Raw genomic sequence first — 12,303 nt, forward strand, 5'->3', positions numbered from 1 at the left:
AATTCACTGCCCCAAATCAATACGCCTCCCGGCGCAGATGCCTAGACTCGACGCCCATCTGCATGTTGAGAGGAACACCTATGGAACTGCTCTGCCCGGCAGGCAACCTGCCCGCAGTGCGCACCGCCGTCGAGAATGGCGCGGATGCGGTCTATGTGGGGCTGAAAGATGACACCAACGCCCGCCACTTCGCGGGCCTGAACTTCACCGACAAAAAGCTGGCCGAAGCGGCTCGCTATCTGCATCAGCATCGCCGCAAACTGCATGTGGCAATCAATACCTTCGCCCATCCTGACGGCATGGGACGCTGGCAGCGGGCCATTGATGTGGCGGCGCAGAACGGGGCCGACGCGCTGATCCTCGCCGATATCGCCACGCTGGAGTATGCGGCGACGCACTATCCCCAGGTGGAGCGCCATCTCTCCGTGCAGGCGTCAGCCACCAATCTGGAGGCGATTCGCTTTTATCATCGCCATTTTAATCTGCAGCGTGTGGTGCTGCCGCGGGTGCTCTCTCTGCATCAGGTAAAGCAGCTGGCGCGCAGCACGCCGGTGCCGCTGGAGGTGTTCGCGTTTGGCAGCCTGTGCATTATGGCGGAAGGCCGCTGCTACCTCTCCTCGTGGCTGACCGGTGAGTCGCCTAACAGCGCCGGTGCCTGTTCTCCGGCGAAATTTGTGCGCTGGCAGCAGACGCCGCAGGGTATGGAATCCCGCCTGAACGAAGTGCTGATCGATCGCTACGCGGCGGATGAAAGCGCGGGTTACCCGACACTGTGCAAAGGACGGTATGAGGTCAGCGGCCAGCGTTATCACGTGCTGGAAGAGCCCACCAGCCTGAACACGCTGGAGCTGCTGCCGGAACTGCTGCGGGTCGGGGTCGCCTCGGTCAAGATCGAGGGTCGCCAGCGCAGTCCCGCCTATGTTGCTGATGTCGCGCGCGTCTGGCGTCAGGCGATCGACCGCTGTCAGGCCCGGCCGGAACAATTTGAGGTGGCGCCCCGGTGGATGCAGACGCTGGGCGATCTCTCTGAAGGCACGCAAACCACGCTGGGTGCTTATCACCGTGAATGGCAATAAGGAGTCATGATGCAATATGCCGTCGGGCCGGTGCTCTGGTACTGGCCAACCCCCACGCTGGAGGAGTTTTACCAGCAGGCTGCCCGCAGTAGCGCGGAGATTATTTACCTCGGCGAAGCGGTGTGCAGTAAACGCCGCGCGACGCCTTATGGCCGCTGGATAGAGATGGCCCGTGACGTCGCGGCCAGCGGCAAACAGGTCGTGCTGAGCACACTGGCGCTGCTGCAGTCCCCCTCTGAACTGAAAGAGCTGCAGCGTTATGTCGAAAACGGCGAGTTCCTGATTGAAGCGAATGATATCGGCACGGTTAACATGGCCGCTGAGCGCCGCCTGCCCTTTGTGGCAGGCCCGACGCTGAACGTCTACAACGCTGACACCCTGCAACTGCTGGTCAGGGAGGGAATGACGCGCTGGTGTATGCCGGTTGAGATGTCACGCGACTGGCTGCTGCAGCTGCTGGAACAGTGCGAAACGCGCGGTATCCGGCAGCAGTTTGAGGTGGAGGTGATGGGCTACGGTCATCTGCCGCTGGCGCTCTCGGCGCGCTGCTTTACCGCCCGCTCGGAAAACCGCGCGAAGGACGATTGCGAAACCTGCTGCATCAACTATCCGACAGGCCGCCGCGTCAGCTCGCAGGAGGGGCAGCCGGTGTTCGTGCTCAACGGCATTCAGACCATGAGCGGCTACTGTTACAACCTGGGGAACGATCTGGCGGGGATGCGGGAGTGGGTCGACTGCGTCCGGCTCTCTCCGCAGGACACCACCACGCTGGCAGAGATAGATCGTTTCCGGGCCAATGAGAATGGTCAGGCTCCGTTAATGGTCGCGAAAGGCTGCGATTGCAATGGTTACTGGCGCAAACTGGCGGGTATGACGCTGGCATCCTGAGTAAAAGCACATACCGGCTATATTCCTGCTGAGGTTAGCAGTTTTAATATAAGGAATGATGCGTAATACTAAATGATGCAGACTTTAATGCCTGCGCCATACAACGGGAGTAGTCATGTCTGATAAAAAACCTCTTCGCCTGTCCGTGCTGGATCTCGCGCCGATCCCTCAGGGTGCGACCGCGCGGGATGCGTTCCACAATTCGCTGGCGCTGGCGCGCCAGGCTGAAAAACTGGGCTACCAACGCTACTGGCTGGCTGAACATCACAACATGACGGGGATTGCCAGTGCTGCGACGTCGGTGCTGATCGGCTATCTGGCGTCCAATACCGAGACGCTGCAGCTGGGATCGGGCGGCATCATGCTGCCTAACCATGCGCCGCTGGTGATTGCCGAGCAGTTTGGCACACTGGCTTCTCTCTATCCCGGCCGTATCGATCTCGGCCTGGGTCGTGCGCCCGGCTCTGACCAGCGTACGATGATGGCGCTGCGTCGTCATCAGGCCAGCATGCACGCCGACACCTTTCCTGAAGATGTGGCTGAACTGATTAACTGGTTTGATGCAGAAGCGGATGCACAGCCGCCGGTGCAACCGGTGCCGGGCCTCGGCCTGAAGATCCCGGTCTGGCTGCTCGGCTCCAGCCTCTACAGTGCACAACTGTCAGCCCGGATGGGTCTGCCGTTTGCCTTTGCCTCACATTTTGCGCCGGATCAGCTGTTCCAGGCGCTGCACGTCTACCGCGAAAACTTCCAGCCCTCGGCGCGACTCGACAAGCCGTATGCCATGGTCTGCATCAACGTGGTCGCCGCTGACAGCGAGCGTGAGGCACGCTTCCTGTTTACCTCGCAGCAGCAGCAGTTTATCAACCTGCGCCGCGGCAAACCGGGCCCGTTACCGGCGCCGGTTGAGAACATGGATAACCTCTGGTCACCGTCAGAGCAGTATGGGGTTCAGCAGGCGCTCAGCATGTCGCTGGTCGGCGATGGAGATAAGGTGCGTCACGGGCTGGCGTCACTGATGCGTGAAACTCAGGCGGATGAGATCATGGTCAACGGCCAGATTTTTGACTCCGCAGCGCGCCTGCGCTCCTTCGCCATTGCGATGGAAGCCGCCAGCAGCCTGTAGTCAGTTCTGCGGTGGGGGCACAGTCTCTGCGCTCACCGCCAGCTGACGACTGTCCCTGGCCGGGGACTGCCCGTAGAGGCGGCGATACTCCCGGCTGAACTGTGACGCACTCTGATACCCTACCCGATAGCCTGCCGTCCCGGCATCCAGCTTTTCCACCATCATCAGCCGTCGCGCCTCATTCAGCCGCAGCTGTTTCTGATACTGCATCGGCGTCATTGCCGTGACCGCTTTGAAGTGATGATGCAGCGAAGAGATGCTCATGCCGACACTGCTGGCGAGCTGGTCAATCTTCAGCGGCTGATGAAAATTCTCCCGCAGCCAGCGGGCCGCCTGCGCCACCCGGTTACCCGGCCGCTCAGCCAGCGCCATATTCAGAATGCGCGATCCTTCCGGTCCGGTCAGCAGCCGGTAGAAAATCTCCTGCTCGATCAGCGGGGCGAGCGCCGGGATATCCTCAGGATGGTAAAGCAGCCGCACCAGCCGCGTTACCGCCTCCACCAGCCACGGCGACATCTTGTGCACGGTAATGCCGCGTTCGTTGCGGGCCGTGGCGGGTGACAACGTCGGGGGAAACTGGTCGAGATAGCGCATCAGCCGGGATTCATTGATGGCGATGCCAATCCCCAGGTTAGGTTTTTCCGGCGTGGCGACCGTGACGCAGGCGCGCACCGGCATATCCAGCGTCACCAGCAGCAGATCGCCCGGGCCATAATGCAGCACCTCATCACCGATGTGCAGCGCCTTGCTGCCCTGTGCGACCAGCGCGAAACTGGCCCATTGGGCAAAGTGCACGGGCTTCGTTGGTGCAGAGCTGCGCCCAAAGAACAGGTAGTCAATGGCACTCGCGTGCCGTCCATCCTCCGGCGCATGCCGCGCAATCAACCGGGCCAGCGCCTGCCACGTATCATTCTCTGTCACCGGGTCATCTCCCTTTATCATCTCAGCCGATATTACCTGAGCCGGTGCGCCATGCCTGTGTCACAGCGACACTTTTGCAGGATCGGGCAAAAAGCTTGCAGGATTGCGCTACCCGGATGGGTCAGCGGCGCGCATAGTCTGTCAACGCAATCATTACGGCGGAGATCAGGATAATGAAGGCACTACAGAATAAAATCGCGCTGGTAACGGGAGCATCAAAAGGCATTGGTGCTGCTATTGCCATCGCCTTTGCGGCGGCGGGCGCACGGGTAATCGTCAATTATCAACAGGACGAGGTGGGTGCGGCTGACGTGGTCAGCGACATTCTTGCCCTGGGCAGTGACGCGGTGGCGGTGCAGGCGGATATCTCTGTGCAGCAGGACGTGGAGCGGCTGTTTGCAACCACCGTTGCCTGTTTCGGCGCGCCAGACATCGTGGTGAATAACGCGGGCCGCTTTCATCACGGCGCCTTTGAGGCGCTGACCCAGGAGGAGATACAGCAGCAGATCAACGTTAACCTGCTTGGCACGCTGCGGGTCTGTCAGCAGGCGATTCATCACTTTCCTGCCCACGGCGGTACCCTTATCAACCTCAGCGCCCTGAGCAGCCAGAACAGCACGCCGGGTTCCGTGCTCTGGGCGGCGACCAAGGGCGCGGTGGATACGCTGACACAGGGGCTGGCGCGCGAACTGGGTGCCAGAAACATTCGGGTTAACGCCCTGGCACCGGGAATGATTCTGACAGAGGGATTGCTGGCGGCGAAGAGGATGAGCCCGCAGCTTAAAGCGCAACTGCTGGCCGCCACGCCGCTGGGGCGTTTTGGTCTGCCGGAAGATGTGGCACAGGTGGCGCTGTTTCTGGCCTCGGAGGAGTCCGCCTGGGTCAGCGGCGAGCGCGTCATCATCAGCGGCGGAGCCTGATCGACATAAAAAAAGGGAAGCCAGTGGCTTCCCTTTTTGTTACGACATGAGGTCGTTATGCGTCACGACGACGTGGTGCGGCTGCGCCATCTTCACGACGTGGACCACGGCCGCCTTCACGGTTAAAGCTGCGACCGCCTTCACGACCACCGTCACGGCGCTCAGAAGAGAAGCGACGACCACCTTCACGGTTGCCAGCGCCTGGGCCATTGCGACGATCGCCACCGGCCGGACGACGGTCACCACGACCTTCGTTTGGCTGAGCGTCACCCAGTAACTGCATATTCATCGGCTTGTTCAGAATACGTGTACGGGTGAAGTGCTGCAGCACATCGCCTGGCATGCCTTTCGGCAGCTCGATAGTCGAGTGGTTACCGAACAGCTTGATGTTACCGATGTAACGGCTGCTGATGTCGCCTTCGTTAGCGATCGCGCCAACGATGTGACGAACTTCAACACCATCATCGCGACCCACTTCGATGCGGTAGAGCTGCATCTCGCCAACGTCACGACGTTCGCGACGTGGACGGTCGCCATCACGGCTGTCACGTGGACCACGCGCTTCGCGGCTGTCACGACGGCCATCACGATCGTCACGATCGCGGTATTCACGACGTGGCGGACGTGGCGCTTCCGGTGGCAGAATCAGAGGACGTTCGCCCTGTGCCATCTTCAGCAGTGCCGCGGCCAGCGTTTCCAGATCCAGTTCGTCTTCTGGCTGCATTTTAGTCAGCAGAGCACGGTACTGATCCAGATCGCTGCTTTCCAGCTGCTGCTGAACTTTCGCGGCAAACTTCGCCAGACGACGCTGACCCAGCAGTTCTGCGTTTGGCAGTTCAACTTCCGGAATAGTCAGCTTCATCGTACGTTCGATGTTGCGCAGCAGACGACGCTCGCGGTTCTCAACGAACAGCAGCGCGCGGCCAGCACGACCGGCACGACCGGTACGGCCGATACGGTGAACGTAAGATTCTGCATCCATCGGGATGTCGTAGTTAACAACCAGGCTGATACGCTCAACGTCCAGGCCACGGGCCGCAACGTCAGTCGCAATCAGGATGTCGAGACGACCATCTTTCAGGCGCTCCAGCGTCTGCTCACGCAGTGCCTGGTTCATATCACCGTTCAGCGCGGCGCTGTTGTAGCCACTGCGCTCCAGCGCTTCTGCAACTTCCAGGGTCGCGTTTTTGGTACGTACGAAGATAATCGCCGCATCAAAATCTTCCGCTTCTAGGAAGCGAACCAGTGCGTCAGTTTTACGACCGTAAGCGGTCCAGTAGCTCTGGCTGATGTCAGGACGCGTGGTCAGGCTTGACTGAATACGCACTTCCTGTGGATCTTTCATGAAGCGTTTCGTGATACGACGAATTGCTTCTGGCATGGTGGCAGAGAACAGAGCGGTCTGATGACCTTCCGGGATCTGCGCCATGATGGTTTCAACGTCTTCGATGAAGCCCATACGCAGCATTTCGTCTGCTTCGTCCAGCACCAGGCCGCGCAGGTTAGAAAGGTCTAACGTGCCGCGTTTCAGGTGGTCCAGCAGACGGCCAGGCGTACCCACAACAACCTGTGGTCCCTGACGCAGTGCACGCAGCTGCACGTCATAACGCTGGCCGCCGTACAGGGCAACCACGTTCAGGCCACGCATGTGTTTAGAGAATTCGGTGACAGCTTCAGCAACCTGAACCGCCAGTTCGCGGGTCGGTGCCAGCACCAGGATCTGAGGTGCTTTGACAGAAGGGTCAATGTTGTTTAACAGCGGCAGAGAGAACGCCGCAGTTTTACCACTCCCGGTCTGCGCCATACCTAACACGTCACGGCCCGCCAGCAGGTGAGGAATACACTCAGCCTGGATTGGGGAAGGCTTTACGTAGCCCATGCCATTCAGTGATTCAAGGATGTCGGCGTTCAGGCCAAGGTCAGCAAAAGTGGTTTGAATATCAGTCATGTAGTACACGTGCCTCTTAGATTGCGGCGGCCAGTCTACATAACTCGTCGTGAAAACTTTCAGTCATTTTCATCAAAAAGTGTGAACCGGCTCAAATTAGAAGTTTTGACGAACAGAAAAGCCCTCATCCCTGAAGATGATGACTTTACAGGTGTTACGGGCAAATTTAGTTCGTCAGCTATTGCTGGTCAGATTCTGATAAATCGTCTTGTGCCTGGCCGAGTTGCGCCAGTTCCAACAATGCGTATCGGTGTTCAACAAAGTTATTGACGTTGTTGGCCACCGCCAGTTTGAACAACGCTTTCGCGTCGTCCTTCTCCCCCAGACTTAGGTAGTACTTACCTAAATAGAAGTTGGTTTCACTGAGATGTTCAGCGAGCGAGGTGTTATCCGTTGCGTCCGCCTTGAGACTTTCCATCAACGTTTTCTCGTTGATATCTCCAAGGTAGAACTCGACAATATTCCATCCCCATTGGTCTCTGACCGCTTTGTCATGACGCTGTTGAAGCGCGACTTTTGCCTTGTCGGCATCCATCTCACGTTCAGCCAGATAGAGCCACAGACTGCGGAAAGGATCGTTAGGATCGTCTTGATAAAACGCCAGCAGATCATCTTGCGCTAACTTGTATCGACCGCCGTAATAGAGGGCGATACCACGGTTTAAATGCGCATAGTTGTAAGTTGGATCAAGCTCAAGTACAGAATCGAACGCTTCATAGGCGGCATCAAAGTTGCCCGCCTGCGTTAAATATATGCCTAAGTAGTTAAACACTTCAGGCATATCTGGTCTTATAGACAGCGCTTGCGAAAAATCGTTCCGCGCTAATGCCCGCAGACCTAAACTATCATACAACACTCCGCGCTCATATAACAGCTGTGCGCGTTCATCATCGGTGAGAGCGCGACTGGCAAGTATTTGTTCCATGCGCGCCAGTATCACTTCCTGCTGCAGTGTGGGCTGTAACGGCACTGCAAGAACTTCGTTCTTACGCCAATTGGAGTTGCTGCATCCTGCCAGCGTTAAAGCTGTCGCAACAAAACACCAGCGCAGAAAAGGCTTCATTTCCCACTCCCGAATACAAACATTGGGATAACCATCCTGTCATCCGCCTGCTGTGCACAAGGATTCCCGCCCTCGCGATGACACAAACGCCCCTCTCTGCCAGGCAAAGAGGGGCAAATCAGCAATGACTTATTCAGCGGCAGGTGTGGTCACCGCTGCAGCTTCTTCAGCCTGCGGCTTAGATTCTGTCGCTTCTTTGATGCTCAGACGTACGCGGCCCTGGCGATCGACTTCCATCACCTTCACCGGCACTTCCTGACCCATCTGCAGATAGTCAGTCACTTTCTCAACGCGCTTATCGGCGATTTGCGAAATGTGAACCAGACCTTCTTTACCACCGCCGATGGCGACGAAGGCACCGAAGTCAACGATACGGGTCACTTTACCACTGTAAATGCGGCCCACTTCGATCTCTGCGGTAATCTCTTCGATACGACGGATCGCTTCTTTCGCTTTCAGACCATCGGTCGCAGCGATTTTCACGGTGCCGTCATCTTCGATTTCGATCGTTGTGCCGGTCTCTTCGGTCAGTGCACGGATCACTGAGCCGCCTTTACCAATCACATCTTTGATCTTGTCAGAGCTGATCTTGATGGTGTAAATGCGCGGTGCGAATTCAGAAATCTCAGTACGTGGCGTGCTGATAGCCTGTTCCATAACGCCCAGGATGTGCAGACGCGCACCCTTAGCCTGGTTCAGCGCTTCCTGCATGATTTCACGCGTGATGCCTTCGATTTTGATGTCCATCTGCAGCGCGGTGATACCTTCACGGCTACCGGCTACTTTGAAGTCCATGTCGCCCAGGTGATCTTCGTCGCCCAGGATGTCAGACAGAACCACAAACTTCTCATCTTCTTTCACCAGACCCATTGCAATACCTGCAACAGCGGCTTTGATTGGCACACCCGCATCCATCAGCGCCAGTGAGGCACCGCAGACAGAGGCCATTGAAGAGGAGCCGTTAGATTCGGTGATTTCAGACACCACACGCACGGTGTAAGGGAAATCTTCCGCTTTCGGCATAACCGCTAACACACCGCGTTTCGCCAGACGACCGTGACCAATTTCACGACGCTTCGGCGAACCGACCATGCCGGTTTCACCGACAGAGTACGGAGGGAAGTTGTAGTGGAACAGGAAGCTGTCAGTGCGCTCGCCCATCAGCTCATCCAGGTTCTGCGCATCGCGGGTGGTACCCAGCGTTGCTGTTACCAGCGCCTGCGTCTCACCACGGGTGAACAGGGATGAACCGTGAGTACGTGGCAGCACGCCAGTACGCACGTCCAGACCACGGATCATATCCTTTTCGCGGCCATCGATACGCGGCTCGCCGTTCAGAATACGGGTACGAACAACGTTCTTTTCCAGGCTATGGACGATGTCGCTGATTTCAGCGCTATCCAGCGTCTCATCTTCAGCCAGCAGCGCAGCAATGGTTTCGTCTTTGATGACGCCAACCTGCGAGTAACGCTCCTGCTTGTCGGTGATGCGGTAAGCATCGCTGATGCGCGCTTCTGCCAGTGCAGCAACGCGTGAAATCAGTGGGGTGTTGGCGGCTTCTGGCTGCCAGTCCCAGCGTGGTTTGCCCGCTTCAGCAACCAGCGCATTGATGTTTTCAATTACCACCTGCTGCTGATCGTGGCCAAAGACCACGGCGCCCAGCATCTGCTCTTCTGACAGGATCTCAGCTTCAGATTCCACCATCAGAACGGCATTCTGCGTACCGGCAACCACCAGGTCCAGACGAGACTGTTTCAGCTCATCTGCTGTCGGGTTCAGAACGTATTGATCGTTGATGTAACCAACACGCGCAGAACCGATTGGGCCATTGAACGGCAGACCCGAGAGTGACAGCGCGGCAGAAGCACCGATCATAGCAACGATGTCAGGATGAACCTGTGGGTTTACAGAAACCACGGTCGCAATGACCTGAACTTCGTTAACGAAACCTTCCGGGAACAGCGGACGAATCGGGCGGTCAATCAGACGCGCAATCAGCGTTTCGCCTTCGCTTGGGCGGCCTTCACGACGGAAGAAGCTGCCTGGGATACGACCAGCAGCGTAGGTACGCTCCTGGTAGTTCACGGTCAGTGGGAAGAAGTCCTGACCGGGTTTAGTTTTTTTCTGGCCGACGACAGTGACGAACACCGCGGTATCGTCCATGCTCACCATAACAGCAGCAGTCGCCTGGCGCGCCATCATGCCGGTTTCCAGCGTGACGGTATGTTGACCATATTGGAATTTGCGTACGATCGGATTCAGCAAAATCAAAGTCCTTAACTTCGGGGCAAGGCTATCTGTAGCCCGCCATTGATTACCAATCTCCAGCTGCATCCTCGCGACTAATGACAACCCTCGACCGCCCCTGCGGTAAAGCCTCTCATTAGCCGCGCGAAATTCTGCAAACTAAAGATCACACTAAGCAACAATACATCAGTTTGGCCCGGATTGCTGCCGATTGCTCAAAAAAAGGGGCCATAAAGGCCCCCTTTTCATGAAACTCGCACAAATCTGATCGTCTGCTGCACGCCGCGTTAATCGCTGCATGACGCCCTGACGACCCGATTTTTCAGACTTAGCGACGCAGACCGAGGCTTTCGATCAGGCTGCTGTAGCGCGCAACGTCTTTACGCTTCAGGTAGTCCAGCAGCTTACGACGCTGAGATACCATGCGCAGCAGACCGCGACGGCTGTGGTGGTCTTTTTTGTGCTCAGAGAAGTGACCCTGCAGATGGGTGATCTGCGCGGTCAGCAGGGCAACCTGAACTTCAGTTGAACCGCTGTCGTTAGCACCACGGCCATATTTAGCAACGATCTCTGCTTTAGCTTCTACGCTTAGAGACATAATAAACTCCGGTATAAAATGAATGTATGGGTGCCGATCTCTAATTCAGCATCCCGCTTTTAAAGCCGCGCTATTCTACTCTGCGCCCGATAGCAACGCAAATGCCCCATCAGCGAAAAGTGAGTGCGCGACTTAATCCTGATACTCCACTACTAAGCGACGTGGCGCCAGACGACCATCGTCGGCAATTTCAGCCATCCCGATGAACTTGCGGGCCTCACCTTCCGACACCCTGACCAGCCCCTGCGCGGGCGCCTGGCTGGCCTGTACCGGCTGACCCTGGCGGAAAAACGCAGCCACGGCAGGCGGGATATTTACTTCCGGGAAATCGGATGCAGGACTGTCCATCGGCAACAGCAGCGGATCGAGCTGCGTTTCCAGAGGAATGCCGGCTTCTGTCGCTTCCGCCAGCAGGCTGTTGAGCTGTTCCAGCGTCACCATCCTTTCATACGGATAACGGGCAACCTGAACGCGACGCAGCATGATGACATGCGCTCCGCAGCCCAGCTTCTCACCGAGATCGTCGATGATGCTGCGGATATAGGTGCCTTTCGAGCAGTGAATTTCCAGCTCCAGCTCGTTATCCTGCCAGCGAATAAACTGCAGTTCGTAGACCGTGATTGGACGTGGTTCACGCGCAATCTCAATGCCCTGACGCGCATATTCATACAGGGGACGTCCCTGATGCTTCAGCGCCGAAAACATTGAGGGAACCTGCAGGGTCTCACCGCGGAAGCTCTCCAGCGCGCTGTCGAGGTCGGCCTGACTGAAGGTGACCGGACGCGTCTGCACGAGGTTGCCATCGGCATCTGACGTGTCGGTCCGCTCACCCAGCCGGGCAATCACGCGGTAGCGCTTGTCGGAATCCAGCAGATACTGTGAAAACTTGGTCGCTTCACCCAGACAGATCGGCAGCATGCCGGTTGCCAGCGGATCAAGCGCGCCGGTATGGCCTGCGCGGTTAGCGTTAAAGATACGCTTCACCTTCTGCAGGACATCATTCGACGAGACGCCTTGCGGCTTATCCAGCAGCAACACGCCATGGACGTCGCGGCCGCGACGACGCGGACGACTCATTAGGCCTCCTCGTCATCGCCGGTGGCATCAGAGCCACGGCGCTCGGCATCGTTTTTCACGACGCTTGTGACGAGATTGGACATGCGCATCCCTTCAACCAGGGAGTTGTCGTAGAAGAACGTCAGCTCCGGCACGATACGCAGACGCATCGCTTTACCCAGCAGAATGCGGATGTAGCCTGACGCTTCTTTCAGCGCTTTCAGACCCTGTTTTACCGCGTCCTCATCCTGGTCATTCAGGAAAGTGACGAACACTTTTGCGTAGGCGAGATCGCGTGACACTTCAACGCCTGATACGGTGACCATCATGCCCAGACGCGGATCTTTGATCTCACGCTGCAGGATCATCGCAATCTCTTTTTGCAGCTCTTGTGATACGCGCTGCGGGCGACCAAATTCTTTCGCCATCATTATTTCTCCCAAATAATTCGGGAGGCCAG

The 12,303-nt window shown here is 57.4% G+C and carries 12 protein-coding genes; 4 read left to right on the forward strand and 8 right to left on the reverse strand.

Annotated features, from left to right (window positions below):
* Positions 1 to 80: 80 nt before the first annotated feature.
* The 3 genes from S7A_RS16605 (at position 81) to S7A_RS16615 (ending at position 3,090) form a co-directional block, all read left to right on the forward strand.
* A complete protein-coding gene (locus S7A_RS16605) occupies positions 81 to 1,076 on the forward strand; it encodes a peptidase U32 family protein (protein ID WP_009092396.1) in 996 nt (331 codons plus the stop codon).
* A 9-nt stretch (positions 1,077 to 1,085) separates the two neighbouring features.
* Positions 1,086 to 1,964: a U32 family peptidase gene (locus S7A_RS16610; RefSeq protein ID WP_009092397.1), complete on the forward strand. Its 879-nt coding sequence runs from the start codon at positions 1,086 to 1,088 to the stop codon at positions 1,962 to 1,964.
* Between the two features lie 115 nt (positions 1,965 to 2,079).
* Positions 2,080 to 3,090, forward strand: a complete 1,011-nt coding sequence (locus S7A_RS16615) for a luciferase-like monooxygenase (protein ID WP_009092398.1) — start codon at positions 2,080 to 2,082, stop codon at positions 3,088 to 3,090.
* Here the strand turns inward: S7A_RS16615 and S7A_RS16620 are convergent, their stop codons facing one another.
* Positions 3,091 to 4,011, reverse strand: coding sequence for an AraC family transcriptional regulator (locus S7A_RS16620; RefSeq protein WP_033736636.1), 921 nt, complete (start codon positions 4,009 to 4,011; stop codon positions 3,091 to 3,093).
* Between the two features lie 173 nt (positions 4,012 to 4,184).
* Between S7A_RS16620 and S7A_RS16625 the strand changes: the two genes are divergently transcribed.
* Positions 4,185 to 4,931, forward strand: coding sequence for an SDR family NAD(P)-dependent oxidoreductase (locus S7A_RS16625; protein WP_009092400.1), 747 nt, complete (start codon positions 4,185 to 4,187; stop codon positions 4,929 to 4,931).
* Between the two features lie 55 nt (positions 4,932 to 4,986).
* Here S7A_RS16625 and S7A_RS16630 read toward each other — a convergent pair whose 3' ends face one another.
* From S7A_RS16630 to rbfA, 7 genes are all read right to left on the reverse strand, one after another.
* The gene (locus tag S7A_RS16630; protein ID WP_009092402.1) at positions 4,987 to 6,879 is read right to left on the reverse strand and encodes a DEAD/DEAH family ATP-dependent RNA helicase; all 1,893 of its coding nucleotides are present in this window, start codon (positions 6,877 to 6,879) and stop codon (positions 4,987 to 4,989) included.
* Positions 6,880 to 6,895: 16 nt separating this feature from the next.
* Positions 6,896 to 6,952, reverse strand: coding sequence for a protein YrbN (gene yrbN / locus S7A_RS21835; RefSeq protein ID WP_098053093.1), 57 nt, complete (start codon positions 6,950 to 6,952; stop codon positions 6,896 to 6,898).
* Between the two features lie 105 nt (positions 6,953 to 7,057).
* Positions 7,058 to 7,942: a lipoprotein NlpI gene (gene nlpI / locus S7A_RS16635; protein ID WP_009092404.1), complete on the reverse strand. Its 885-nt coding sequence runs from the start codon at positions 7,940 to 7,942 to the stop codon at positions 7,058 to 7,060.
* A gap of 129 nt (positions 7,943 to 8,071) precedes the next feature.
* Positions 8,072 to 10,207 carry a polyribonucleotide nucleotidyltransferase gene (gene pnp / locus S7A_RS16640; protein ID WP_009092405.1) on the reverse strand — a complete coding sequence of 712 codons (2,136 nt, stop codon included), beginning with the start codon at positions 10,205 to 10,207 and terminating at the stop codon, positions 8,072 to 8,074.
* 310 nt (positions 10,208 to 10,517) lie between these two features.
* Positions 10,518 to 10,787, reverse strand: coding sequence for a 30S ribosomal protein S15 (gene rpsO, locus S7A_RS16645; RefSeq protein ID WP_003851063.1), 270 nt, complete (start codon positions 10,785 to 10,787; stop codon positions 10,518 to 10,520).
* Positions 10,788 to 10,919: 132 nt separating this feature from the next.
* Positions 10,920 to 11,864 (reverse strand): tRNA pseudouridine(55) synthase TruB, encoded by a 945-nt coding sequence (truB, locus tag S7A_RS16650; protein ID WP_009092406.1) that lies wholly within the window; start codon positions 11,862 to 11,864, stop codon positions 10,920 to 10,922.
* Entirely contained in the window at positions 11,864 to 12,271 is a 408-nt protein-coding gene (gene rbfA, locus S7A_RS16655) for a 30S ribosome-binding factor RbfA (RefSeq protein WP_009092407.1), read from the reverse strand. Before rbfA ends, truB begins: the two co-directional genes overlap by 1 nt.
* Between the last annotated feature and the right edge of the window lie 32 nt (positions 12,272 to 12,303).

The organism is Pantoea sp. Sc1, assembly GCF_000255315.1.
Lineage (GTDB): Bacteria > Pseudomonadota > Gammaproteobacteria > Enterobacterales > Enterobacteriaceae > Pantoea > Pantoea anthophila.